This window comes from Kitasatospora sp. NPDC056184 (genome assembly GCF_042268405.1).
In the GTDB taxonomy this organism is placed as follows: Bacteria; Actinomycetota; Actinomycetes; order Streptomycetales; family Streptomycetaceae; genus Kitasatospora.
In genome coordinates, this window is record NZ_JBHJUI010000021.1 from 14,146 (window position 1) to 39,490 (window position 25,345).

Genomic DNA, 25,345 nt, shown 5'->3' on the forward strand with positions numbered 1-25,345 from the left:
GACGGCGCGTGTCGTAAGGCCGTTGTGACGCTCGGTGCGGGGCTCGACGGGGTGTCCCGGAAGGGCGGTGCGGGGCTCACGGGGCGGCGGGCATACGCTGCGGGGAGGCGCACGAACAGCAAGGGAGCGGCGCAGTGGCAGTACCGGATGCGGAAACGCGGGAGCCCCAGGAGAACACCCCGGTCCGGCCCCGGGTCGGGCATATTCAGTTCCTCAACTGCGTCCCCCTCTACTGGGGGCTGGCCAGGACCGGCAATCTGCTCGATCTGGACCTCACCAAGGACACCCCGGAGAAGCTGAGCGACCAGCTGGTCGGCGGTGCCCTGGACATCGGTCCGATCACCTGCGTGGAGTACCTGCGGCACGCGGACGACCTGCTGGTGCTCCCGGACATCGCCGTGGGCAGCGACGGCCCGGTGATGTCCTGCGTGATCGTCAGCAAGCTGCCGCTGTCCCGGCTGGACGGCCGACGGGTCGCGCTCGGCTCCACCAGCCGCACCTCCGTCCGGCTCGCCCGGCTGCTGCTGGAGGAGCGCGAAGGGGTGCGGCCGGAGTACTTCAGCTGCCCGCCCGACCTGGACGCGATGCTCGCCGAGGCCGACGCGGCCGTGCTGATCGGCGACCCGGCGCTGCGCGCCTACCTGGGGCAGGCGGCCGACCAGGGCCTGGCCGTGCACGATCTGGGCGCGATGTGGAAGGAGTGGACCGGGCTGCCGTTCGTCTTCGCCGTCTGGGCCGCCCGCCGCGACTTCGCCGAGCGGAGCCCCGAGCTGACCGCGGCCGTCCACCGGGCCTTCCTGGAGTCCCGGGACCTCTCGCTGGTCGAGGCCCGCGAGGTGGCCGAGCAGGCGGCCCGCTGGGAGGCCTTCGACGCGGGCGTGCTGGAGCGGTACTTCAGCGAGGCACTGGACTTCTCGCTCGGCGAGCGGCAGCTGGCCGGCGTCGCCGAGTTCGCCCGGCGGGTCGCCCACGACAGCGGGTTCGCCCCCGACGTGGCCGTCCGGCTGCTGGAGCCGGCACCCGAGCCGGTGGCCTGAGCAGGTGGCCTGAGCGGTCCCGCCCGCCGATGGCACCGGGATCGGACGACCCGCGCCAGGCGGGCGCCCGCCGGCTGCGGCGGGCGGGCTGACGCGGGGGCCGGAGAGCGCTGGCGTAGGCTGAACCGGATGCGCCCCGGTGCCCCGGCACGGTGTCGCACTCGTCGCACCAGAAGCACGTGAAGTACCGAGAGAGAGAAGGCCGCCAGGTGTCCGAGCTCGCAGCGACCACCCTCGATGCGCCCAGCACCGACCTGCAGGCCGTGCTCGACCGGGCGGCCGGCGGTGGCCGGATCAGCCCGGAGGAAGCGCTGGAGCTCTACCGCTCCGCCCCGCTGCACGCGCTCGGCTCGGCGGCCGACGCGGCGCGCCGCCGCCGCTACGCGGGTACCGAGCACATCGCGACGTACATCATCGAGCGCAACATCAACTACACCAACGTCTGTGTGACGGCGTGCAAGTTCTGCGCCTTCTACGTGCCGCCGAAGAGCGACAAGGGCTGGTCCCGCGAACTCGACGAGATCCTGCGCCGCTGCGCCGAGACCGTCGAGCTGGGCGGCACCCAGATCATGTTCCAGGGCGGCCACCACCCGGACTACGGCGTCGAGTACTACGAGCGCGCCTTCTCGGCGATCAAGGCGGAGTTCCCGCAGCTGGTGATCCACTCGCTGGGCGCCTCCGAGGTCGACCACATGGCGCGGATCTCCGGCGTCTCCGTCGAGGAGGCGATCACCCGGATCCACAAGGCGGGCCTGGACTCCTTCGCCGGCGCCGGCGCCGAACTGCTGCCGGAGCGGCCGCGCAAGGCGATCGCGCCGCTCAAGGAGTCCGGCGAGCGCTGGCTGGAGATCATGGAGGCCGCGCACGGCCTCGGCGTGGAGTCCACCTCCACCATGCTGATGGGCACCGGCGAGACCAACGCCGAGCGGATCGAGCACCTGCGGATGATCCGCGACGTGCAGGACCGCACCGGCGGCTTCCGGGCGTTCATCCCGTACACCTACCAGCCGCAGAACAACAAGCTCCAGGGCTCGACCCAGGCGACCGTCTTCGAGTACCTGCGGATGATCTCCATCGCCCGCCTCTTCCTCGACAACGTCGCCCACATCCAGGGCTCCTGGCTGACCACCGGCAAGGAGGCCGGCCAGCTGTCGCTGCACTACGGCGCGGACGACCTGGGCTCGGTCATGCTGGAGGAGAACGTGGTCTCGGCGGCCGGCGCCAAGCACCGGTCCAACCTCACCGAGCTGATCCACCTGATCCGGGCCGCCGACCGCGTCCCCGCGCAGCGCTCGACCACCTACGAGCACCTGCGGGTGCTGGACGACCCGGCCAACGACCCGGTCGACCCGCGGGTCGCCTCGCACATCGCCTCCACCGCGATCGAGGGCGGCACCGCGCACCCCGAGCTGAAGATCCTCGACAACCGCTGAGGTCCCGTCCGCCGTGCTGACCCTGCACCGGGCCGCCCTCGTGCTGCCCGACCCGGCCGATCCCACCGCCCCGTCCCACACCGACGGGGCGGTGCTCGTGCGCGGTGAGCTGGTGGAGGCGGTCGGCCCGTACGCCGGGCTGGCGGCGGCGCACCCGGAGGCCCGGGTCCGGGACTGGGGCGACGCGCTGCTCACGCCCGGGCTGCGCAACCCGTACGGGCACCGGCTGCTGGAGCGGGCGTACCACCCGGACCCGCGGGAAGGGGTCGGGGACGAGCCGGTGCCGGAGGGGCTGGCGGGGGAGCGGGACGAGACGCGCTGCGGGGCGAGCGCCCGGCGCGGTCTGCAGCGGATGCTCGGCGCCGGTGTGACGGCGGTGGCCGGGCCGTTCGAGCGTGCCTCGGTGCGGACGGCGGTGGCCCGGTCGGGGCTGGCCGTGCTGCCCGGGGTGCTGCCGGGGTCTCTGCCGGAGGCGGAGGTGGGGGAGGAGGCGGGGGCCGGGCCGCTGGACCCGCTGGCGGTGCTGCCGCTCGCCGAGGCCGTGCACGGCCGGGTGGCCGTCGGGGGCCGGGCGGACTTCGCGGTGTTCGCGCCCGTGCCCGGTGCGCCGGGCGGGCCGCGTGCCGGGGGCTGCCGGGCCACGGTGCTGGCCGGGCGGCTGGTGTTCCGGCGGCGCTGAGCCGTTCCCGGATCGTGCCCGGTCCGGTCCTACTCGCGGGTAGTCGCGCGGTTCGGGCCGGGTCGCCCGGACTCCCGTGCGAGACACCGGACTTGCTTCGTGTGCCACTGAACTGCGGCTACGCCCTCCTGGCCTGATTGTCCCTTCGCCGTGACCTGAGGGCCCGCCAGCGGATAGCATCCGGCTCAGCTCAGTCCACATCCTCACCACACTCCCGCCCGTGCCCGCGGGCGGCGGGGCCCCGTCCCAGGCCCCGAACGCAAAGCCAGGACAGGAACCATGCGATCCGCGACCGTCCCCCCGCAGCGCTCCCCGCGGTTGGGCCGTGGCTGGTACCTCACCGCCGTGCTCAGCGCCGTGCTGGCCGTCGGGATGTGCCTGCTGGGGTGGCGTCAGGCCGAGCAGGCCGACCGGATCGGCGCCCACCCGGTGCGGGTCGACGGCGTGGTGACCCAGATGCCGAACGGCGGCGGCTCCTACAGCACTGTCAGCTACCAGGCGGGCGGCCAGCACCACACCGCCACCGCGCTGCCGCTGGCCGACGGCACCAGGCTCGGGGACACCGTCTGCCTGGAGCACGCCGCCGACAAGCCGAAGGCGGTGCGGATCTGCGGCGACACCTACCCGCAGCCGGTGGGCGTCGGGCTGGCCCGGTTCAGCGTGCCGGTGGCGGTGCTGCTGTTCGCCCTCTGCATGCTGCGGATCCGGCGGCACCGGCGGGCGGTGGCCGTCCGGAGCGGGCAGAACCGGTTCGCCAGCACGGTCGCCCTGGCGACCGGGGTGCTGGCCGACGGCATGCCGGCGATAACGCAGGGCAAGCGCTCGCGCCGCCGGCGCCGTGCGGGCGGGCGGCGCGGCCTGCACTGAGGCGGCCCCGGACGTCCGGGACACGCCCCGGTGGTGTTCCGAGGGTGCCCGGAAGGCGCCCCCTTGCCCGGATCGTCGGAGCCAGGGTGAACAATGGGGGGCGTGACCCGAGCCTCTCTGGACAAGCAGCCGCACGAAGTCGCCGCCATGTTCGACGACGTCGCGGCCAAGTACGACCGCACCAACGACGTACTCTCGCTCGGCCAGGCCCGCGCCTGGCGGCGCGCGGTGGCCGAGGCGGTGGACGCCGGGCCGGGGGACGTCGTGCTCGACCTCGGGGCCGGGACCGGCACCTCCTCGCTGCCCTTCGCGGAGGCCGGGGCGCGGGTCGTCCCGTGCGACTTCTCGGTCGGCATGCTCGCCGAGGGCAAGCGCCGCCACCCCGAGCTGCCGCTGACCGCCGGGGACGCCACCAGGCTGCCGTTCGCCGACGACACCTTCGACTCGGTGACGATCTCCTTCGCGCTGCGCAACGTCCATGACACCGGGGCGGCGCTGCGCGAACTGCTGCGGGTCACCAAGCCCGGCGGCAAGCTGATCATCTGCGAGTTCTCCACGCCGACCTGGACGCCGTTCCGGACGGTCTACACCGAGTACCTGATGCGCGCGCTGCCGCCGGTCGCCACCGCGGTCAGCAGCAACCCGGACGCGTACGTCTACCTCGCCGAGTCGATCCGCGACTGGCCGGACCAGCCCGCGCTGGCCGCCCGGCTGCAGGAGGCCGGCTGGTCCAAGGCGGCCTGGCGCAACCTGACCGGCGGGATCGTCGCCCTGCACCGGGCCTACAAGGTCTGACCGGCCGGCGCGACCGGTTCCCCCGCCGGTCGCGCCGCCGTGCCCGGCTGCGGCCCGCCCGCAGCTCATAGACTCGTCCAAGCCCCAGCCGGGCCGGCCCCCGCCGGCCGGCCGACCCCCCCAGCAGGAGTGTGCCCACCGTGTCCGAGACCGCCGTTGACCTGAGCGCAGGCGTTGTGGAGAGCACCGCGGACGTCATCGTGGTCGGCGCCGGCCCGGCCGGGTCCACCACCGCGTACCACCTCGCGCAGGCGGGCCTGGACGTGCTGCTGCTGGAGAAGACCAGCTTCCCCCGGGAGAAGGTCTGCGGCGACGGCCTCACCCCGCGGGCCACCAAGCAGCTGGTGGACATGGGCATCGACGTGTCCACCGAGAACGGCTGGCTGCACAACAAGGGCCTGCGGATCATCGGCGGCGGGATCCGGCTGGAACTGGACTGGCCCGAGCTGTCGGCCTTCCCCGACTACGGCCTGGTCCGCAAGCGCGCCGACTTCGACGAGCTGCTCGCCCGTCAGGCCGAGAAGGCCGGGGCCCGGCTCTACGAGCGCTGCAACGTCAGCGGCCCGGTGCTGGACGAGCGGACCGGCCGGATCGTCGGGGTCACCGCCAAGCTCGGCGACGAGAAGCGGCCGGTGACCTTCCGGGCCCCGCTGGTGGTGGCCGCCGACGGCAACTCCACCCGGCTCTCGCTCGCCATGGGCCTGCACCGCCGGGAGGACCGCCCGATGGGCGTCGCCTACCGCACCTACTTCACCTCCCCGCGCCACGACGACGACTACCTGGAGTCCTGGCTGGAGCTGTGGGACACCCGCGGCGGGGAGCGCAAGCTGCTGCCCGGCTACGGCTGGGTCTTCGGCATGGGCGACGGCACCTCCAACGTCGGCCTCGGCATCCTCAACTCCTCGCCCGCCTTCGGCGAGCTGGACTGGCGCGAGGTGCTCAAGGCCTGGTGCGCCGGCATGCCGGAGGAATGGGGCTACACGCCCGAGAACATGACCGACCCGATCCGCGGGGCCGCGCTGCCGATGGCCTTCAACCGGCAGCCGCACTACACCCGCGGCCTGCTGCTGGTCGGCGACGCGGGCGGCATGGTCAACCCGTTCAACGGCGAGGGCATCGCCTACGCGATGGAATCCGGCCAGATCGCCGCCGGGGTGATCGTCCAGGCCCTCGCGCGGGTGACCGACGGCGGGCGGGAGCGCGCGCTCCAGGCCTACCCGCGCATCCTCAAGGACGTCTACGGCGGCTACTACACGCTCGGCCGGGCCTTCGTGAAGCTCATCGGCAACCCGAAGGTCATGCAGCTCGCCACCCAGCGCGGGCTGACCCACCCGATGCTGATGAAGTTCGTCCTCAAGCTCCTCGCCAACCTCACCGACCCGCAGGGCGGCGACGCCATGGACCGCATCATCAACGGCCTGGCCAAGGCCGCGCCGAACGCCTGACCGGCGCGCCGGGCCCGCCGTCAGCTGCCCGGGTTGCGGCCGGCGGCGGTGCGCTGCTCGACGTAGGCGAGGCGGTCGGCGAACACCCGGGCGGCGTCCGGGGTGAGCGTGCGCAGGGCGACCAGCGCGGTGAAGACCACGTCGCACAGCTCGTGCTGGACGTCCTCCCAGCTGTGGGTGACGCCCTTGCGCGGGTTCTGGCCGGTGGCGCCGATCACGGCGGCACTGACCTCGCCGACCTCCTCGGAGAGCTTGAGGATCCGGGCGAGCCGCTCCTCCCGCGGGGGGAGCGGGGTCTCCGCGTCGAGCCAGGCGACCAGTTGGTCGACGCTTTCCCAGATCCTGCTGTCCATGCGGCGCTGCTCCCGTACGGTGTCGGCGGCCTGTCGGAGGCCTGCTGTCGGCGGCCGGCCTGTTGCCTGTCGGCGGCCCGGGCCGGCCCGCTCCACCGTACGGGAGGGCGACGGGTGGCTCAGCGGGCGGAGATCCTCACGTTGCGGATGTTCACCGGCAGGGTGGGGAAGCCGTCGCCGGGGCTGTTCTGGTCGTCCTCGCCGCCGGCGGCGATCTTCTGCAGCACGTCCAGGCCCTCGGTGATCCGGCCGAACGGGGTGTAGGCGGGGGAGAGCTTGGTGTCCTTCCAGACGAAGAAGAACTGGCTGCCGTTGGTGTCGGGCCCCGCGTTGGCCATGGCGACGGTGCCGGCCGGATAGGTGGCGCCCTCCAGGTTCTCGTCCGGGAAGGAGTAGCCCGGGCCGCCGCTGCCGGTCCCGGTCGGGTCGCCGCACTGCAGGACGTAGATCCGCTGGGTGGTGAGCCGGTGGCAGTGGCTGCGGTCGAAGTAGTCGCGCTCGGCGAGGAACCGGAACGAGAAGGTCGTGCAGGGCGCCTTGTCGGTCAGTGCCTGGAAGGTGATCGCGCCCTGGGAGGTCTTCAGGGTCGCCTTGTACGGCTTGGCCGCCTTCCGGGCGTCGAAGACCGGGATGCCCTTGAAGTTGTCGGCCGGGACGGCCGGGGTGTAGGTGCACGTGGCGCCGGCCGCGGCGCCGGTCGACGGGGTGTCCGCGACGGCGACGCCGGTGCTCGCGACGAGCGGGAGGACGGTGACAGCGGCGGTCAACGCCCAGTGCATGCGCCTCACGTGACGGGCCTTCCGGTGGGTGGGGGACGGCTGGGTTGGCATGGCGACATCATCCACGGCGGGCAGGGCATCCGGTAGGGGGCCGGAAACCGTTGATCGCGAGCCGTGCGGTGCGCGAGGATGGCGGCCCCTCTGCTCCGGGATCCCGTCCGACGACGTGCGCGACTCTCGTGTGCCGGTTCCGTGGTTCCGTCTGCTTCGAGCGCCCCGCGCCTCGAACCCTTCGAGAGGCTCCGCCCGTGCGTGCTCCGTCCTCCGGCCTGTCGCGTGATCTGCCGGTGCTGTTGGTGGCGGTGGTCTGGGGGTCGAGCTTCCTGGCGGTGCAGCGGGTGGCCGAACCGGGGACGGTGGTGGCGATGCTGGTGCTGCGGTTCGGCCTGGTGCTGCCCGTCCTGGGCCTCGCGGCTTGGCCGTCGCTGCGGCGGCTGCGGCGCGCCGAGTGGCTGGGCGGGGCCGGGCTGGGGCTGGTGCTCGGTGCGATCTTCCTCCTGGAGACGTTCGGCGCGGTGCACACCTCGGCGACCAACGCGGGCCTGATCATCAGCCTCACGATCGTGTTCACCCCCTTGGCGGAGAGCGCGCTGGCCCGGACGCCGCTGCCGCGCCCCTTCCTCGCGGCGGCCGGTCTGGCGGTGGTGGGCATCGCGCTGCTCACCGGGGACGGCGGACTGCGGGCCCCGGCCCCGGGGGACCTGCTGGTGCTGGGCGCCGCCGTGGTGCGGACGGTCAACGTGCTGGCCACCGCCCGGGCCCGGTCGATCCGGGAGAGCGACACGCTGGCCGTCACCTGGGTCCAGCTCGCGGCCGCGACGCTGGTGTTCGCCGCCGTCGCGCCGTTCGCCGGTCCGCTGCCCTGGACGGTCGCGGCCGCCTACGGGCCGGCCCAGTGGGGCTGGCTGCTGCACCTGGCGCTGCTCTGCACGCTCTTCGCGTTCTTCGTGCAGATGTGGGCCGTCCGCACCACCTCGCCCTCCCGGGTCAGCCTGCTGCTGGGCACCGAACCGCTCTGGGCCGCGGTGTTCGGCATCACCCTGGCGGGCAACCACCTCGGGCCGCTCGCCCTGCTGGGCGGTGCCCTCGTCCTGGTCGGCACCGAGTGGGGCCGGCGGACCGCCGCCGCGCCGCGGTCGGTGGAGGAGGCCCCGGCGGAGCGGGAACCGGTGCCGATGTGACGGCGGGGCGGCGTGCTCGCCGGCGCCGTCCGGAACCGGGTGGGCATCTCCGCCCGGGCGGGGGAGAGCGGGGCCCGAGCACCGCTCGCGCGCTTGTGAACGAAGGGTCAAGCGGACGTCGGCGGAGCCGCCACCCCTGCGGGTGAGCCGCTATAACACGTCAACATGGCGTCCAGAAATTTGCTCTGGGCGAGGCATAGTTGATATAGGTGCGTGGCTCTGACCAGCCGCTTCGCAGATAAATGCGACTGCTTGTGACCATTTGACTTCTTTGCGTTGACAAATCTCGCCATGCTCACCTTCGTGGTGATTCACGAGGTGGCGGAGATCACAAAGATCGTCCTGAACTGCGTGTCGCAGATCACAAGCCGACGGGCATAGGATGCGCTCGTTCCAGGCTTTGTGAACTGCCTCACATGAGGTGGATCTCGGGAACTGGAGCGCCGGGTTCACCGCAGTGTGACCCGTCGGTTCCGATCTGCAGTCAAGGACGACTGGACGGAGGGAGCGGGGGCTATGAATGCCTACGCGCCGATCCTCGTACTCGGTGCCATCGCGGCGGCGTTCGCGGTCGGCTCCGTCGTGATGGCCTCACTGACCGGCCCCAAGCGCTACAACCGGGCCAAGTTGGAGGCGTACGAGTGCGGCATCGAGCCGACCCCGCAGCCCGTGGGCGGCGGTCGGTTCCCGATCAAGTACTACCTGACGGCGATGCTCTTCATCGTCTTCGACATCGAGATCGTCTTCCTCTACCCGTGGGCCGTGAGCTTCGACGCCCTGGGGATCTTCGGGCTGGTCGAGATGCTCCTGTTCATCGCCACCGTCTTCGTCGCCTACGCCTACGTCTGGCGCCGCGGCGGTCTGGAGTGGGACTGACCGCTGACTTTGTGAACGTGCGGACAAGCCAACGGACTTGAGGGCATTGAGAGGGATCTGATGGGAATCGAGGAGAAGCTGCCGAGCGGCTTTCTGCTCACGACCGTGGAGACGGCCGCCGGCTGGGTGCGCAAGGCGTCGCTCTTCCCGGCCACCTTCGGGCTGGCCTGCTGCGCGATCGAGATGATGACCACCGGCGCGGGCCGCTACGACCTGGCCCGGTTCGGCATGGAGGTGTTCCGGGGCTCGCCCCGGCAGGCGGACCTGATGATCGTGGCGGGCCGGGTGAGCCAGAAGATGGCGCCGGTGCTGCGCCAGGTCTACGACCAGATGGCCAATCCGAAGTGGGTCATCTCGATGGGCGTCTGTGCCTCCTCGGGCGGGATGTTCAACAACTACGCGATCGTGCAGGGCGTCGACCACATCGTCCCGGTGGACATCTACCTGCCCGGCTGCCCGCCCCGCCCGGAGATGCTGATGGACGCGATCCTGAAGCTGCACGACAAGATCCAGCACGAGCCGCTCGGCGTGAACAAGCGCCGTGCCGAGGAGCTGGGCGAGGCGCTCGCGCTGCAGGCGACCCCGGTCAGCGAGATGCGGGGGCTGCTGCGATGAACGACCAGGTACCCGGGACCCGCCGCGAGCAGCCGCACCGCGAGATCCCGGTCGAGGTGGTCGGCCGCCGGCAGGGCATGTTCGGCGCCCAGGGCACCGGCGACACCTCCGGCTTCGGCGGGCTGGTCGCCCCGATCGCCCTGCCGCCGGCCGGCGAGCGCCCGTACGGCGGCTGGTTCGACGAGGTCGCCGACGAGCTGGAGGGCGCCCTGGAGGAGCAGGGCCTCGACCCGGCCGAGGTGATCGAGAAGACCGTCGTCGACCGCGCCGAGCTCACCTTCCACATCGCCCGCGAGCACCTGCTGCGCACCGCCCGCACCCTGCGCGACGACCCGGCGCTGCGCTTCGAGCTCTGCCTCGGCGTGAGCGGCGTGCACTACCCGGGCGACCAGGGCCGCGAACTGCACGCGGTCTACCACCTGCGCTCGATCACCCACGGCCGGCTGATCCGGCTGGAGGTCACCGCGCCGGACTCCGACCCCCGCGTCCCGTCCGTGGTCAGCGTCTACCCGACCAACGACTGGCACGAGCGCGAGGCCTACGACTTCTTCGGCCTGGTCTTCGAGGGCCACCCGGCGCTCACCCGGATCATGATGCCGGACGACTGGCTGGGCCACCCGCAGCGCAAGGACTACCCGCTCGGCGGCATCCCCGTCGAGTACAAGGGCGCCCAGATCCCGGCGCCCGACCAGCGGAGGTCGTACAGCTGATGAACACCCAGCACTACGAGGAGACGCACCGGGACGGCACCGCCGAGGCGGGTGCCCGGGACACCACCGAGGGCCGGGTCTTCACGGTCACCGGCGGCGACTGGGGCGAGGTGGTCGAGGCCGTCGGCCGGGCCGACGACGAGCGCATCATCGTCAACATGGGCCCCCAGCACCCCTCCACCCACGGGGTGTTGCGGCTGATCCTGGAGATCGACGGCGAGACGGTGACGGAGGCCCGCTGCGGCATCGGCTACCTGCACACCGGCATCGAGAAGAACATGGAGTTCCGCAGCTGGGTCCAGGGCACCACCTTCGTGACCCGCATGGACTACCTGACCCCGCTGTTCAACGAGACCGCCTACTGCCTGGCGGTCGAGAAGCTGCTCGGCATCACCGACGACGTCCCCGAGCGGGCCGACGTCATCCGGGTGCTGATGATGGAGCTCAACCGGATCTCCTCCCACCTGGTCTGCCTGGCCACCGGCGGCATGGAGATCGGCTCCACCACGCTGATGATCTACGGCTTCCGCGACCGCGAGCTGATCCTGGACGTCTTCGAACTGATCACCGGCCTGCGGATGAACCACGCGTACGTCCGCCCCGGCGGCCTCGCCCAGGACCTCCCGCCCGGCGCGGTCGACCAGATCCGGGAGGCCGTGAAGACCTTCCGCTCCCGGATGCACGAGTACGACAAACTCGCCACCGGCAACCCGGTGTTCAAGGCCCGCCTGGTCGACGTCGGCTTCCTCGACCTGCCCGGCTGCCTCGCCCTCGGCGCCACCGGGCCGATCCTGCGCGCCACCGGCCTGCCGCACGACCTGCGCAAGACCGACCCGTACTGCGGCTACGAGAACTACGACTTCGAGGTCGCGATCGCCGACAGCGCCGACTCCTACGGCCGCTTCCTGATCCGCCTGGAGGAGATGAAGCAGTCGCTGCGGATCGTCGAGCAGTGCCTGGACCGGCTGCGCCCCGGCCCGGTCATGGTGGCCGACAAGAAGATCGCCTGGCCGGCCCAACTCGCCGTCGGGCCGGACGGGATGGGCAACTCCCTCGACCACATCCGGAAGATCATGGGCACCTCCATGGAGGCCCTGATCCACCACTTCAAGCTGGTCACCGAGGGCTTCCGGGTCCCGGTCGGCCAGGCCTACGCGGCGGTCGAGTCGCCCAAGGGCGAGCTGGGCGTGCACGTGGTCAGCGACGGCGGTACCCGCCCGTACCGGGTCCACTTCCGGGACCCGTCGTTCACCAATCTGCAGACGATGGCGGCGATGTGCGAGGGCGGCCAGGTGGCCGACGTCATCGTCGCGGTGGCCGGGATCGACCCGGTGATGGGAGGCGTGGACCGGTGACAGACGTCCAACTGGGGATGCCGGCGCTGCCGGCCAGGCCGTACCCCGAGGAGGTGCACGCCCGGCTGGCCGCCGACGCCGCGGAGCTGATCGGCCGCTACCCGGTGGCCCGGTCCGCCCTGCTGCCGCTGCTGCACCTGGTGCAGGCCGAGGAGGGCTTCGTCAGCCCGACCGGCATCCGGTTCTGCGCGGAGCAGCTGGAGCTCACCACCGCCGAGGTCACCGCCGTCGCCACCTTCTACACGATGTACCGGCGCCGGCCCGCCGGCGAGTACCACGTCGGGGTCTGCACCAACACCCTGTGCGCGGTGCTCGGCGGCGACCAGATCTTCGCCGAACTCCAGGAGCACCTCGGGATCGCGAACAACGAGACCACCGAGGACGGCCGGATCTCCATCGAGCACATCGAGTGCAACGCGGCCTGCGACTACGCGCCCGTGGTGATGGTCAACTGGGAGTTCTTCGACAACCAGACGCCGGAGAGCGCCAAGCGGCTGGTCGACGACCTGCGCGCGGGCCGCGCGGCCGTCCCCACCCGCGGCGCCCGGCTCTGCTCCTTCAAGGAGACCGCCCGGATCCTGGCCGGCTTCCCCGACGAGCGCCCCGGCGCCGTCGACGAGTCCGGCGCGGGCGGCGCCCCCTCGCTGGCCGGCCTGCGGCTGGCCCGCGGCGAGGCCCTGCCCGGCACCGGAGGCACCCGCGTCGTCTCCCCCCGCCACGAGGGCACCGGCCAGGAAGGGAGTGAAGCGTGATGACCTCCGCCGAGCCGGCCGAGAAGCTGCTCACCCCCGTCCTCTCCGCCTGCTGGGACGACACCCGCCCCTGGAGCCTGGCCACCTACCGCCGCCACGCCGGGTACGAAGGGCTCCGGGCCGCCCTCGCCATGCCCCCGGACGACGTGATCGCCCTGGTCAAGGACTCCGGCCTGCGCGGCCGCGGCGGCGCCGGCTTCCCGACCGGCATGAAGTGGCAGTTCATCCCGCAGAACGACGGCAAGCCGCACTACCTGGTGGTCAACGCGGACGAGTCCGAGCCGGGCACCTGCAAGGACATCCCGCTGCTGTTCGCCAACCCGCACTCGCTGATCGAGGGCATGGTCATCGCGTCCTACGCGATCCGGTGCGACCACGCCTTCATCTACCTGCGCGGCGAGGTCGTGCCGGTGCTGCGCCGGCTCCAGGCCGCCGTCGCCGAGGCCTACGCGGCCGGGCTGCTCGGCAAGGACATCCTCGGCTCCGGCCTCGACCTGGACATCACCGTCCACGCCGGCGCCGGCGCGTACATCTGCGGCGAGGAGACGGCCCTGCTCGACTCGCTGGAGGGGCGCCGCGGCCAGCCCAGGCTGCGCCCGCCCTTCCCGGCCATCGCTGGCCTCTACGCCTGCCCGACCGTGGTCAACAACGTCGAGTCGATCGCCTCGGTGCCGCCGATCCTGGCCCGGGGCAAGGACTGGTTCAAGGGCCTGGGCACCGAGAAGTCCCCCGGCTTCACGCTCTACTCGCTCTCCGGCCACGTCACCAACCCCGGCCAGTACGAGGCCCCGCTCGGCATCACCCTGCGCCAGCTGCTCGACATCAGCGGCGGCGTCCGCCCCGGCCACCGGCTCAAGTTCTGGACCCCGGGCGGATCCTCCACCCCGATGTTCACCGACGAGCACCTCGACGTCCCGCTCGACTACGAGGGCGTCGGCGCGGCCGGCTCGATGCTCGGCACCAAGGCCCTGCAGATCTTCGACGAGACCACCTGCGTGGTCCGCGCCGTGACCCGTTGGACCGAGTTCTACGCCCACGAGTCCTGCGGCAAGTGCACCCCCTGCCGCGAGGGCACCTACTGGCTGGTCCAGCTGCTCAAGCGGATCGAGGCCGGGCAGGGCGCCGAGGGCGACCTGGAGAAGCTCCTCGACATCGCCGACAACATCAACGGCAAGTCCTTCTGCGCCCTGGGCGACGGCGCGGCCAGTCCGATCGTCTCCTCGCTCCAGCACTTCCGGGCCGAGTACGAGCAGCACCTCGCCGAGCGCCGCTGCCCGTTCGACCCGGCCGCCTCCACCGTCTGGGCCGACGGCCCCCGCCCCGGCCACCAGTCCGCCACCGAAAGGGAGGTGCACGCGTGACGATCACAGAACCCTCCACCTCCCAGGGCGGGAAGGCCGCGGTCGAGCTGGTCACGCTCACCATCGACGGGGTCGAAGTGCAGGTCCCCAAGGGGACGCTGGTGATCCGGGCCGCCGAGCAGATCGGCACCCAGGTCCCGCGCTTCTGCGACCACCCGCTGCTCGACCCGGCCGGCGCCTGCCGGCAGTGCATCGTCGAGATCGAGGGCCAGCGCAAGCCGGTCGCCTCCTGCACCGTCCCGGTCGCCGAGGGCATGGTGGTCCGCACCCAGCTCAGCTCGCCAGTCGCCGAGAAGGCCCAGCGCGGCGTGATGGAGCTGCTGCTGATCAACCACCCGCTGGACTGCCCGGTCTGCGACAAGGGCGGCGAGTGCCCGCTGCAGAACCAGGCGATGTCCACCGGGGACGCGGACTCCCGCTTCGAGGGGATGAAGCGCACCTACGAGAAGCCGCTGCCGATCAGCAGCCAGGTGCTGCTGGACCGGGAGCGCTGCGTGCTCTGCGCCCGCTGCACCCGGTTCTCCCAGCAGATCGCCGGCGACCCGTTCATCGACCTGGTCGAGCGCGGCGCCCTGCAGCAGGTCGGCACCGGCGAGGGCGACGACTTCGAGTCGTACTTCTCCGGCAACACCATCCAGATCTGCCCGGTCGGCGCCCTCACCTCGGCCGCCTACCGCTTCCGCTCCCGCCCGTTCGACCTGGTCTCCTCGCCCAGCGTCTGCGAGCACTGCTCGTCCGGCTGCGCCCAGCGCACCGACCACCGGCGCGGCAAGGTGCTGCGCCGACTGGCCGGCGAGGACCCGGCGGTCAACGAGGAGTGGAACTGCGACAAGGGCCGGTTCGCCTTCCGCTACGCCCAGCAGCGCGACCGGCTCACCACCCCGCTGGTCCGCCGGGGCGGCGAACTCGTCGCCGCCTCCTGGCCGGAGGCGCTGGCCCGGGCGGCCGAGGGGCTGCGCGAGGCCCCTACCGGGGTGCTCGCCGGCGGCCGGGTCACCGTCGAGGACGCCTACGCCTACGCCAAGTTCGCCCGGGTGGTGCTCGGCACCAACGACGTGGACTTCCGGGCCCGCCCGCACAGCGGCGAGGAGGCGCAGTTCCTGGCCGCCGCGGTCGCGGGACAGGGCGTGGACATCACCGGCGAGGGCGTGACCTACCAGGACCTGGAGGCCGCGCCGGTGGCGCTGCTGGTGGCCCTGGAGCCCGAGGAGGAGTCGCCGATCGTCTTCCTGCGGCTGCGCAAGGCCAACCGCAACCGCGGGCTCGCGGTCTTCTCGATCGCCGCGCACGCCTCCCGGGGTCTGGCCAAGCTGCACGGGGCGCTGCTGCCCGCCGCCCCCGGCACCGAGGCCGAGTGGCTGGCCGCGCTCGCCGCCGACGAGCCGCTCAACGACGAGGCCGGCCGCGCCGCCGGGCTGCTCCGCACCCCCGGCGCGGTGATCCTGGTCGGCGAGCGGGCCGCCGCCGCACCGGGCGCGCTCACCGCCGTGCTGCGGCTGGCGCACGCCACCGGCGCCCGGCTCGCCTGGATCCCCCGGCGGGCCGGCGAGCGCGGCGCGGTCGAGGCGGGCGCGCTGCCCGGCCTGCTGCCGGGCGGCCGCCCGGTCAACGTCCGGGCCGCCCGGGCCGAGGCCGCCGCCGTCTGGGGCCTGCCCGAGCTCCCCGACCGGCCCGGCCGGGACACCGAGGACATCCTCGGCGCGGCCGTCGGCGGCGAACTCGGCGCGCTGCTGGTCGGCGGCCTCGACCCGGAGGACCTCGCCGATCCGGCGCAGGCCGAACTGGCGCTGGCCGCCGTCCCGTTCGTGGTCTCGCTGGAGCTGCGCCCGTCCGCCGTCACCGCGCACGCCGACGTGGTGCTGCCGGTGGCCGCGGTCGCCGAGAAGGCCGGCACCTTCCTGGACTGGGAGGGCCGGGTGCGGATGTTCGAGGCCGCGCTCAAGCCGGACCAGCAGATGGGCCGTCACCTGCACTCGGACCTGCGGGTGCTGAACATGCTGGCCGACGCGCTGGGCCACCGGCTCGGCCTGCCGGACGTCCGCGCCGCCCGGCTGGAGCTGGACCGGTTCACGCCCTGGGCCGGCGAGCGCCCGGCCGCCCCGGCCGCCCACCCCGGCCTGCTGCCCCGCCCGGCCACCGGCCAGGCGGTGCTGGCCGGCTGGCGCCTGCTGCTCGACCGCGGCTCGCTCCAGCAGGGCGACCCGCACCTGGCCGGCACCCGGCATCCGGCCGTCGCCCGGATCTCGCCGACCACCGCCGAGGAGATCGGCGCCGTGGACGCCCCCGCGCTGCGGCTGTCCGGGCCGGCCGGCTCGCTCACCCTGCCGCTGGAGATCGGCAAGGAGATGCCGGACCGCACGGTCTGGATCCCGCTCAACTCCACCCCGGGCGGCGCCCACCGCACGCTCGGCACCACCACCGGCCACCTGGTCACCATCGCCCCGGCGCAGGGCGTCGAGTCCGACGAGGAGGAGAAGTGAACCCCACCTCGCACCCGCTCGCCGGGTACGACCTCGCCGCGTACGAGACGCTGGGCTTCTTCGGCCGCGACCCCTGGTGGCTGGTCCTGCTCAAGGCGGTGTTCTGCTTCGCCTTCCTGGTCGGCACGGTCCTCGTGGCGATCGTCTGGGAGCGCAAGGTGGTGGCCTGGATGCAACTGCGCATCGGGCCCAACCGGCACGGCCCCTGGGGCCTGCTCCAGTCGCTGGCCGACGGCGTGAAGCTGGCGCTCAAGGAAGACCTGGTGGTCAAGGGCGCCGACAAGGCGGTCTACATCCTGGCCCCGATCGTCTGCGCCATCCCGGCGTTCATGGCCTTCGCGGTGATCCCGTTCGGCCCGGCCGGCAACGAGATCTCGATCTTCGGCACCCGGACGCCGATGCAGCTGACCGACTTCCCGGTGGCGCTGCTCTACATCCTGGCCACCGCCTCGGTCGGCATCTACGGCATCGTGCTGGCCGGCTGGTCCTCCGGCTCGACCTACCCGCTGCTCGGCGGCCTGCGCTCCTCGGCGCAGATGATCAGCTACGAGATCGCGATGGGCCTGTCCTTCGCGGCGGTGTTCATCTACTCCGGCTCGATGTCCACCTCGGAGATCGTCTCCTCGCAGCAGCCGACCTGGTTCGCGGTGCTGCTGCCGGTGTCCTTCATCGTCTACATCGTGGCGATGGTCGGCGAGACCAACCGCGCGCCGTTCGACCTCCCGGAGGCCGAGGGCGAGCTGGTCGGCGGCTTCAACACCGAGTACTCCTCGCTGAAGTTCGCGATGTTCATGCTGGCCGAGTACGTCAACATGGTCACCGTCTCGGCCGTCGCCTCCACCCTGTTCCTGGGCGGCTGGCGGGCCCCCTGGCCGGTCACCACCTTCTGGGAGGGCGCCAACCACGGCTGGTGGCCGCTGCTCTGGATCGTCCTCAAGATTCAGCTGCTGCTGTTCTTCTTCATCTGGCTGCGCGGCACCCTGCCCCGGTTCCGCTACGACCAGTTCATGAAGCTCGGCTGGAAGGTGCTCATCCCGGTCTCGCTGGTCTGGCTGGTGATGGTGGCGTCCGTCCGGGCGCTGCGCAACGAGGGCTACGGCTTCGGCGAGGTGGTGCTGTACGTCGGCGCCCCGGTCGGCGCGCTGCTGCTGCTCGGCCTGCTGCGGGACGCCGTGAAGCGCCGGCCGGAGACCGAGGACGGTGCGCCGAGCGGCGAGTTCGACCCGATGGCCGGCGGCTACCCCGTTCCACCGCTGCCCGGCCAGCAGCTCCCGCCGGTCCCGCGCCGGCGCAGCCGCGCCCCGAAGCAACTCCAGGACGCCCTCAACGGGGCCGACCATTCCGAAGGGAGCTGAACCGAGATGTCGTCCGACCAGAACCCCCGGCCCGACCGGCCCGAGCGGGCCGAGAAGCCGTCCATCCTCGGACCGGCCGCCGGCTTCGGCGTGACCTTCAAGGCCATGTTCAAGAAGCGGCTCACCGAGCAGTACCCGGAGCAGAAGAAGCCCACCGCTCCGCGCTTCCACGGCCGCCACCAGCTCAACCGGCACCCGGACGGCCTGGAGAAGTGCGTCGGCTGCGAGCTGTGCGCCTGGGCCTGCCCGGCCGACGCCATCTACGTCGAGGGCGCGGACAACCGGGAGGAGGAGCGCTACTCGCCCGGCGAGCGCTACGGCGCGGTCTACCAGATCAACTACGCCCGCTGCATCCTGTGCGGGCTGTGCATCGAGGCCTGCCCGACCCGGGCGCTCACCATGACCAACGAGTACGAGCTCGCGGACTCCTCCCGCCAGGACCTCATCTTCACCAAGGAGCAGTTGCTGGTCGGCCTCTCCGAGGGGATGGTCGACACCCCGCACGCGATCTTCCCGGGCGCCGACGAGGGCGCGTACTACCGGGGCGAGATCATCGCCGCGGCGCCGGGCACCGAACTCCAGGAGCGCACCGACCGGGAGAAGGAGGCGCAGTCGTGACCGCCGCCCCCGCCACCCTCGCCGCCGTCACCGGCGCGACCTCCACCGGCGAGGCCGTCCAGTTCTGGGTGCTCGCGGTGATCGCCGTCGGCGGCGCCCTCGGCATGCTGCTGATGAGGAAGGCGGTGCACAGCGCGCTCTGCCTGGCCGCCACGATGCTCGCCCTGGCGGTCTGTTACATGGCCCAGGGCGCGGTGTTCCTGGGCGTGGTGCAGATCGTCGTCTACACCGGCGCGATCATGATGCTCTTCCTGTTCGTGGTGATGCTGGTCGGCGTGACCAGCGCGGACTCGCTGAAGGAACAGCTGAAGGGCCAGCGGTTCGCCGCCGTGGTCTGCGGCCTCGGCTTCGGGGTGCTGCTGGTCGCCGGGGTCGCCAACGCCGGACTGGACACCTTCGCCGGCCTCGGCGAGGCCAACGCCGAGGGCAACGTCCAGGGCCTGGCCCGACTGATCTTCACCAAGTACGTGTGGGCCTTCGAGGTCACCGGCGCGCTGCTGATCACGGCCGCGATCGGCGCCATGGTGCTGACCCACCGCGAGCACGTGAAGGCCCCGAAGACCCAGCGGGAGCTGGCCGCCCAGCGGATCGCGGACAACCTGCAGGTCCCGCCGATGCCCGCGCCCGGCGTCTACGCCCGGCACAACGCGGTGGACATCCCGGGCCTGCTGCCGGACGGCTCGATCGCCGAGGACTCGGTCATGGCGACCCTGCGCGAGCGCGGCCAGATCCGCGACGTCAGCCAGGAGATGCTGGCCCGGATGGCCGAGCTGGAGTCCACCACCGCCGACTGGCTGGGCCGCCCGCCGTCCGAGCGCCCGCCGGTGGCGGGCCCGCGCCAGGCCCTGGAGCCGGTGGCCGCCAACCACAAGGCGCCGGCGAACCGCCCGGCGTCCGACCACGACGAGGAGGGGGCGGAGTGAATCCGGTCAACTACCTCTATCTCTCCGCCCTGCTGTTCACCATCGGCGCCTCCGGCGTGCTGATCCGGCGGAACGCGATCGTGCTGTTCATGTGTGTCGAGCTGATGCTCAACGCCTCCAACCTGGCGCTGGTCACCTTCTCCCGGATGCACGGCAACCTGGACGGCCAGATCATCGCGTTCTTCACCATGGTGGTCGCGGCGGCCGAGGTCGTGGTCGGCCTCGCGATCATCGTCTCGATCTTCCGGACCAGGCACTCCGCTTCGGTCGACGACAGCAACCTGATGAAGCTGTAGGCGGAGGACCTCGGTGAACTCTCTCATTCCGCTGCTGGTCGCGGCCCCGCTGGCCGGCGCCGCCCTGCTGCTGCTCGGCGGACGGGCCTTCGACCGGTTCGGCCACTGGCTGGCCACCGCGCTCGCCGCACTGTCCTTCGGCTTCGGCCTCGCGCTGTTCTCGTCCATGCTGGGCCGGGACGCCGAGGACCGCGCCGTCACCCAGCACCTGTTCAGCTGGATCCCGGTGAACGGCTTCCAGGCCGACATCGCGTTCCAGCTCGACCAGCTCTCGATGACCTTCGTCCTGCTGATCACCGGCGTGGGCACGCTCATCCACCTCTACTCGGTGGGCTACATGGCGCACGACGAGCGCCGGCGCCGCTTCTTCGCGTACCTGAACCTCTTCCTGGCGGCGATGCTGCTGCTGGTGGTCGCCGACAACTACCTGCTGCTGTACTTCGGCTGGGAGGGCGTCGGCCTCGCCTCGTACCTGCTGATCGGCTTCTGGCAGCACAAGCCGAGCGCCGCGACGGCCGCCAAGAAGGCGTTCATCGTCAACCGCGTCGGCGACATGGGCCTGTCCGTCGCGATCATGCTGATGTTCGTCGAGTTCGGCTCCTTCACCTTCGGGCCGGTCTTCGCCACCGCCGACAGTGCGAGCGAGGGCAAGCTGACCGCGATCGGCCTGATGCTGCTGCTCGCCGCCTGCGGCAAGTCGGCGCAGGTGCCGCTGCAGTCCTGGCTCGGGGACGCGATGGAGGGCCCGACCCCGGTCTCCGCGCTGATCCACGCGGCCACCATGGTCACCGCCGGCGTCTACCTGATCACCCGCTCCGGGGCGATCTTCAACCTGGCGCCGGACGCCCAGACCGCCGTCGTGGTGGTCGGCGCGGTCACCCTGCTCTTCGGTGCGATCGTCGGTTGCGCCAAGGACGACATCAAGAAGGCGCTGGCCGGCTCGACCATGTCGCAGATCGGCTACATGATCCTCGCGGCCGGCCTCGGCCCGATCGGCTACGCCTTCGCGATCATGCACCTGGTGACCCACGGCTTCTTCAAGGCCGGGCTGTTCCTCGGCGCCGGGTCGGTCATGCACGGCATGAACGACGAGGTGAACATGCGTCACTACGGCGGCCTGCGGAAGTACATGCCGGTCACCTTCGTCACCTTCGGCCTCGGCTACCTGGCGATCATCGGCTTCCCCGGCCTGTCCGGCTTCTTCTCCAAGGACAAGATCATCGAGGCGGCCTTCGCCAAGGGCGGCACCGAGGGCTGGATCCTCGGCCTGTGCGCCCTGACCGGCGCCGCGGTCACCGCGTTCTACATGACCCGGGTGATGATCCTGACCTTCTTCGGCGAGAAGCGCTGGCAGCCGGACGCCCGGGGCAACGACCCGCACCCGCACGAGTCGCCGCGCACCATGACGATCCCGATGATCGTGCTGGCGTTCGGCTCGGTGTTCGCGGGCGGGCTGTTCGTGTTCGACAGCTCCTTCCTCACCTGGCTGGAGCCGGTCACCGGCCACGAGGAGGGGAACTCCCCGCTCACCCCGCTGGTGGTCACCCTGCTCACCAGCGCCTGCATGGTGGTCGGCGTCGCCCTCTCCTACGCGGTGTACGGCCGCTCCGCCGTCCCGGTGGTGCCGCCCTACGGCTCCCCGCTCACCCGGGCCGCCCGCCGCGACCTCCTCCAGGACGACTTCAACCACGCCGTCCTGGTCCGCCCCGGCTCGGCGCTCACCGCCGCCCTGGTCTACTTCGACAGCCGCGGCCTGGACGGCTTCGTCAACGGGCTGGCCGCCACCATCGGCGGCGTCTCCAGCCGGCTGCGGCGGATCCAGAACGGCTACGTCCGCTCGTACGCGCTCTCCATGTTCGGCGGCACGCTGGTGCTGGTCGCCACGACTCTCCTGATGAGGTCCGTCTGATGATTCCCCATCACGCACACCGTCAGGAGGCCGGGGCATGAGTGTCCTCCTCACCGCCACCTGCGCGGTCCCGGCGGCCGGCGCGGTGGTCACCGCCGCCCTGCCGGCCGGGACCACCGAGGGCCGGCGGCGGGCCGCGAAGACCGCGGCACTGGCCTTCTCCGCCGCCGCCCTGGTGCTGGCCGCCGTGGTCGCCGTGCGGTTCGACCCGGACGGCGCGCGCTACCAGCTGACCGAGTCCCACAGCTGGATCCGCTCCTTCGGCATCACCTTCGCGCTCGGCGTGGACGGCATCGGCGCCGTCCTCGCCCTGCTCACCGCCGTGCTGGTGCCGGTGGTGCTGCTCGCCTCCTGGCACGACGCCGACCCGGCCGCCCCGGCGCCGGAGGGGGCGTCCGACCCCGACACCTTCGAGGCGCGGCGCCGCACCCAGGGCTTCTTCGCCCTGGTCCTGGCGGTGGAGGCGATGGTGATCGTCTCCTTCTACGCCACCGACGTCTTCGTCTTCTACGTGTTCTTCGAAGCCATGCTGATCCCGATGTACTTCCTCATCGGCGGCTTCGGCGACCGGGCGGGCGGCCCCGAGTCGGCCCGCCAGCGCTCCTACGCGGCGGTCAAGTTCCTGCTGTACAACCTGCTCGGCGGCCTGGTCATGCTGGCCGCCGTGATCGGCCTGTACGTGATCGCGCAGGACCAGGGCCTGGCCACCTTCGACCTCCAGACGCTCACCGGCGCGGTCGCCGACGGCCGGCTGCAGTTCAGCGGCACCGCCGAGAAGGCGCTGTTCCTCGGCTTCTTCTTCGCCTTCGCGGTCAAGGCCCCGCTCTGGCCGCTGCACACCTGGCTGCCGAACGCGATGGGCGAGGCGACCGCCGGCACCGCGGTGCTGATCACCGCCGTGGTCGACAAGGTCGGCACCTTCGCGATGCTCCGCTTCTGCCTCGGGCTGTTCCCGGACGCCTCGAAGACCTTCGCCCCGGCGATCCTGGTCCTCTCGGTGATCGGGATCATCTACGGCGCGCTGGTGGCCATCGGCCAGAAGGACATCAAGCGGCTGGTCGCCTACGCCTCGATCTCGCACTTCGGCTTCATCATCATGGGCATCTTCGCGCTGACCAGCCAGGGCCAGAGCGGAGCCACCCTCTACATGGTCAACCACGGCATCTCCACCGCCGTGTGGATGCTGGTGGCCGGCTTCCTGATCTCCCGCCGCGGCTCCCGGCTGATCGCCGACTACGGCGGCGTGCAGAAGGTCGCCCCGGTGCTCGCCGGCACCTTCCTCATCGGCGGCCTGGCCACCCTGTCGCTGCCCGGACTGGCGCCCTTCGTCAGCGAGTTCCTCGTCCTGGTCGGCACCTTCACCCGGTACCCCGCGATCGGCATCGTCGCCACCCTCGGCATCGTGCTCGCCGCGCTGTACGCGCTGCTGCTCTACCAGCGCACCATGACCGGCCCGGTCAAGGAGGGCGTCAGCGGCATCCCGGACCTCAAGGCCCGCGAACTCGCCGTGGTGGCCCCGATGGTGGCGCTGACCGTGCTGCTCGGCGTCTACCCGAAGCCGCTCACCGACCTCGTCAACCCCTCGGTGGACGCGACCCTCTCGCAGGTCCACCAGACCGACCCGGCGCCGGCCCACCCGGTCGCCGCCGACCACGGGACCGGCCAGGACGGGACCGCCCGCTCAGGAGGTGAGCACAAGTGAGCAGCAGCGGATGGCTCGCCGCCGCCGGCGGCGGAACCCAGAGCATCCCCGTACCGCACATCGAGTACGGCCAACTCTCGCCGATGCTGGTGGTGTTCGGCGCCGCCGTGACCGGCATCCTGCTGGAGGCCTTCCTGCCCCGGCGGCTCCGGCACTGGGCCCAGGTGGTGACCGCGCTGACCGGCCTGGCCGGCGCGTTCGTCGCCGTCCTGGTGCTCGCCGCCCAGGGCTACGGCACCACCAAGGTCGACGCGGTCGCGATGGGCGCGGTCGCCCTGGACGGCCCGACGCTGTTCCTCCAGGGCGTCATCCTGCTGGTCGCGGTGGTCGCGGTGCTGACCTACGCCGAGCGCCGGCTGGAGCCCAAGGCCGGGGGAGCGCCGGCCGACGCGTTCGCCGCCCAGGCCTCCGCCACTCCCGGCGGCGAGCAGGAGCGCGGCGCGATCCGGGCCGGCTTCACCACCAGCGAGGTCTTCCCGCTCACGATGTTCGCGGTCGGCGGGATGCTGCTGTTCCCGGCCGCCAACGACCTGCTGACCATGTTCGTCGCGCTGGAGGTCTTCTCCCTCCCGCTCTACCTGCTCTGCGCGCTGGCCCGGCGCCGCCGGCTGCTCTCCCAGGAGGCGGCGGTCAAGTACTTCCTGCTCGGCGCCTTCGCCTCGGCGTTCTTCCTGTTCGGCACCGCGCTGCTGTACGGCTTCGCGGGCAGCGTGCGGCTCGGCGAGATCGCCGACGTCATCTCCGGCAACGCGCTGCTCACCCCGGCGCTGGTCTCCTCGACCCAGAACGACGCCCTGCTGCTGGTGGGCCTGGCGATGCTGACGGTCGGCCTGCTCTTCAAGGTCGGCGCGGTGCCGTTCCACTCCTGGACCCCGGACGTCTACCAGGGCGCGCCGACCCCGGTCACCGGCTTCATGGCGGCCGCGACCAAGGTGGCCGCGTTCGGCGCCGTGCTGCGGCTGTTCTACGTGGCCTTCCCGGCGCTGCGGCTGGACTGGCGGCCGGTGCTCTGGGGTGTGGCGATCCTCACCATGGTGGTCGGTGCGGTCCTGGCCGTCACCCAGCAGGACGTCAAGCGGCTGCTCGCGTACTCCTCGATCGCGCACGCCGGCTTCATCCTCACCGGGGTGATCGCCAGCAACCGGCAGGGCGTCGGCTCGGTGCTGTTCTACCTGCTGGCGTACTCCTTCGTGACGCTCGGCGCGTTCGCCGTCGTCACCCTGGTGCGCGACTCCAAGGGGGAGGCCACCCACCTGTCCAGCTGGGCCGGCCTGGGCCGGCGCTCCCCGCTGGTCGCGGCGGTCTTCGCGCTCTTCCTGCTGGCCTTCGCGGGCATTCCGCTGACCTCCGGGTTCACCGGGAAGTTCGCGGTGTTCCAGGCCGCGGCGGCCGGCGGGGCCACCCCGCTGGTGATCGTGGGCGTGCTCAGCTCGGCGGTCGCGGCCTTCTTCTACATCCGGGTCATCGTGCTGATGTTCTTCTCCGACCCGCAGCCGGGCGGCCCGACCGTGGCCATCCCGAGCGCCTTCACGGCGACCGCGATCGGCGTGGGCGTCGTGGTGACGGTGGGCCTCGGACTGCTGCCGCAGTACTTCCTGGACCTCGCCTCCAAGGCCGTGTTCTTCGTCGGCTGACCGCCCGCCGACGGCCCGGCCACCGCCCCGGCGGTGGCCGGGCCCGACGCCCCCACGACCGTCCGGGGGGCGCCCCCCGGGGCGGCCCCCCGCCCGCGGGGGGGGGGGCCGGGGGGGCCCCGGGGGCGGCGCGGGGGGGGTGGTATTAAAAACAGGAGCGGCCGACGACAAAGGCAGTGTATATATAGGT

The 25,345-nt window shown here is 72.1% G+C and carries 23 protein-coding genes; 21 read left to right on the forward strand and 2 right to left on the reverse strand.

Annotated elements, in window-relative coordinates; genetic code table 11:
• Window positions 1-134: 134 nt before the first annotated feature.
• From ACFC0B_RS31150 to ACFC0B_RS31175, 6 genes are all read left to right on the forward strand, one after another.
• A complete protein-coding gene (locus ACFC0B_RS31150) occupies window positions 135-1,037 on the forward strand; it encodes a menaquinone biosynthetic enzyme MqnA/MqnD family protein (protein WP_376093335.1) in 903 nt (300 codons plus the stop codon).
• Window positions 1,038-1,246: 209 nt separating this feature from the next.
• On the forward strand, window positions 1,247-2,470 hold the full coding sequence (gene mqnC, locus ACFC0B_RS31155; protein WP_376093338.1) for a cyclic dehypoxanthinyl futalosine synthase: 1,224 nt from the start codon (window positions 1,247-1,249) through the stop codon (window positions 2,468-2,470).
• Window positions 2,471-2,483: 13 nt separating this feature from the next.
• Window positions 2,484-3,149, forward strand: a complete 666-nt coding sequence (locus ACFC0B_RS31160) for a hypothetical protein (protein WP_376093341.1) — start codon at window positions 2,484-2,486, stop codon at window positions 3,147-3,149.
• A gap of 279 nt (window positions 3,150-3,428) precedes the next feature.
• Window positions 3,429-4,016 (forward strand): hypothetical protein, encoded by a 588-nt coding sequence (locus tag ACFC0B_RS31165; RefSeq protein ID WP_376093344.1) that lies wholly within the window; start codon window positions 3,429-3,431, stop codon window positions 4,014-4,016.
• Window positions 4,017-4,118: 102 nt separating this feature from the next.
• Entirely contained in the window at window positions 4,119-4,811 is a 693-nt protein-coding gene (locus ACFC0B_RS31170) for a demethylmenaquinone methyltransferase (RefSeq protein WP_376093347.1), read from the forward strand.
• A 161-nt stretch (window positions 4,812-4,972) separates the two neighbouring features.
• Complete coding sequence (locus ACFC0B_RS31175) at window positions 4,973-6,256, forward strand: geranylgeranyl reductase family protein (protein WP_376093613.1); 1,284 nt, start codon at window positions 4,973-4,975, stop codon at window positions 6,254-6,256.
• Window positions 6,257-6,276: 20 nt separating this feature from the next.
• Here the strand turns inward: ACFC0B_RS31175 and ACFC0B_RS31180 are convergent, their stop codons facing one another.
• The gene (locus ACFC0B_RS31180) at window positions 6,277-6,609 is read right to left on the reverse strand and encodes a MazG-like family protein (protein WP_376093349.1); all 333 of its coding nucleotides are present in this window, start codon (window positions 6,607-6,609) and stop codon (window positions 6,277-6,279) included.
• 119 nt (window positions 6,610-6,728) lie between these two features.
• Window positions 6,729-7,388, reverse strand: a complete 660-nt coding sequence (locus ACFC0B_RS31185) for a peptidylprolyl isomerase (protein WP_376093352.1) — start codon at window positions 7,386-7,388, stop codon at window positions 6,729-6,731.
• A 248-nt stretch (window positions 7,389-7,636) separates the two neighbouring features.
• Here ACFC0B_RS31185 and ACFC0B_RS31190 point away from each other — a divergent pair, with 248 nt between their 5' ends.
• From ACFC0B_RS31190 to nuoN, 15 genes are all read left to right on the forward strand, one after another.
• Entirely contained in the window at window positions 7,637-8,569 is a 933-nt protein-coding gene (locus ACFC0B_RS31190) for a DMT family transporter (protein ID WP_376093355.1), read from the forward strand.
• A gap of 516 nt (window positions 8,570-9,085) precedes the next feature.
• A complete protein-coding gene (locus tag ACFC0B_RS31195) occupies window positions 9,086-9,445 on the forward strand; it encodes an NADH-quinone oxidoreductase subunit A (RefSeq protein ID WP_014137597.1) in 360 nt (119 codons plus the stop codon).
• Between the two features lie 60 nt (window positions 9,446-9,505).
• Complete coding sequence (locus ACFC0B_RS31200; protein ID WP_030300882.1) at window positions 9,506-10,060, forward strand: NADH-quinone oxidoreductase subunit B family protein; 555 nt, start codon at window positions 9,506-9,508, stop codon at window positions 10,058-10,060.
• Window positions 10,057-10,770 carry an NADH-quinone oxidoreductase subunit C gene (locus ACFC0B_RS31205; RefSeq protein WP_376093358.1) on the forward strand — a complete coding sequence of 238 codons (714 nt, stop codon included), beginning with the start codon at window positions 10,057-10,059 and terminating at the stop codon, window positions 10,768-10,770. Before ACFC0B_RS31200 ends, ACFC0B_RS31205 begins: the two co-directional genes overlap by 4 nt.
• Window positions 10,770-12,125: an NADH-quinone oxidoreductase subunit D gene (locus ACFC0B_RS31210; RefSeq protein WP_376093361.1), complete on the forward strand. Its 1,356-nt coding sequence runs from the start codon at window positions 10,770-10,772 to the stop codon at window positions 12,123-12,125. Before ACFC0B_RS31205 ends, ACFC0B_RS31210 begins: the two co-directional genes overlap by 1 nt.
• 17 nt (window positions 12,126-12,142) lie before the next feature.
• Window positions 12,143-12,877: an NADH-quinone oxidoreductase subunit NuoE gene (gene nuoE / locus ACFC0B_RS31215; RefSeq protein WP_376093616.1), complete on the forward strand. Its 735-nt coding sequence runs from the start codon at window positions 12,143-12,145 to the stop codon at window positions 12,875-12,877.
• Window positions 12,877-14,238, forward strand: coding sequence for an NADH-quinone oxidoreductase subunit NuoF (gene nuoF / locus ACFC0B_RS31220; protein WP_376093364.1), 1,362 nt, complete (start codon window positions 12,877-12,879; stop codon window positions 14,236-14,238). The genes nuoE and nuoF overlap by 1 nt, the downstream gene beginning before the upstream one ends.
• The gene (locus tag ACFC0B_RS31225; protein WP_376093367.1) at window positions 14,235-16,718 is read left to right on the forward strand and encodes an NADH-quinone oxidoreductase subunit G; all 2,484 of its coding nucleotides are present in this window, start codon (window positions 14,235-14,237) and stop codon (window positions 16,716-16,718) included. Before nuoF ends, ACFC0B_RS31225 begins: the two co-directional genes overlap by 4 nt.
• Window positions 16,715-18,073, forward strand: a complete 1,359-nt coding sequence (nuoH, locus tag ACFC0B_RS31230) for an NADH-quinone oxidoreductase subunit NuoH (protein WP_376093370.1) — start codon at window positions 16,715-16,717, stop codon at window positions 18,071-18,073. The genes ACFC0B_RS31225 and nuoH overlap by 4 nt, the downstream gene beginning before the upstream one ends.
• 6 nt (window positions 18,074-18,079) lie before the next feature.
• A complete protein-coding gene (gene nuoI, locus ACFC0B_RS31235) occupies window positions 18,080-18,691 on the forward strand; it encodes an NADH-quinone oxidoreductase subunit NuoI (RefSeq protein WP_376093373.1) in 612 nt (203 codons plus the stop codon).
• Complete coding sequence (locus ACFC0B_RS31240; protein ID WP_376093376.1) at window positions 18,688-19,614, forward strand: NADH-quinone oxidoreductase subunit J; 927 nt, start codon at window positions 18,688-18,690, stop codon at window positions 19,612-19,614. Before nuoI ends, ACFC0B_RS31240 begins: the two co-directional genes overlap by 4 nt.
• Complete coding sequence (gene nuoK, locus ACFC0B_RS31245) at window positions 19,611-19,910, forward strand: NADH-quinone oxidoreductase subunit NuoK (RefSeq protein WP_030300898.1); 300 nt, start codon at window positions 19,611-19,613, stop codon at window positions 19,908-19,910. Before ACFC0B_RS31240 ends, nuoK begins: the two co-directional genes overlap by 4 nt.
• Before the next feature lie 13 nt (window positions 19,911-19,923).
• Window positions 19,924-21,819, forward strand: coding sequence for an NADH-quinone oxidoreductase subunit L (nuoL, locus tag ACFC0B_RS31250; protein ID WP_376093379.1), 1,896 nt, complete (start codon window positions 19,924-19,926; stop codon window positions 21,817-21,819).
• A gap of 37 nt (window positions 21,820-21,856) precedes the next feature.
• Window positions 21,857-23,521, forward strand: coding sequence for an NADH-quinone oxidoreductase subunit M (locus tag ACFC0B_RS31255; RefSeq protein WP_376093382.1), 1,665 nt, complete (start codon window positions 21,857-21,859; stop codon window positions 23,519-23,521).
• Window positions 23,518-25,155 carry an NADH-quinone oxidoreductase subunit NuoN gene (gene nuoN / locus ACFC0B_RS31260; protein ID WP_376093385.1) on the forward strand — a complete coding sequence of 546 codons (1,638 nt, stop codon included), beginning with the start codon at window positions 23,518-23,520 and terminating at the stop codon, window positions 25,153-25,155. Before ACFC0B_RS31255 ends, nuoN begins: the two co-directional genes overlap by 4 nt.
• Window positions 25,156-25,345 lie beyond the last annotated feature (190 nt).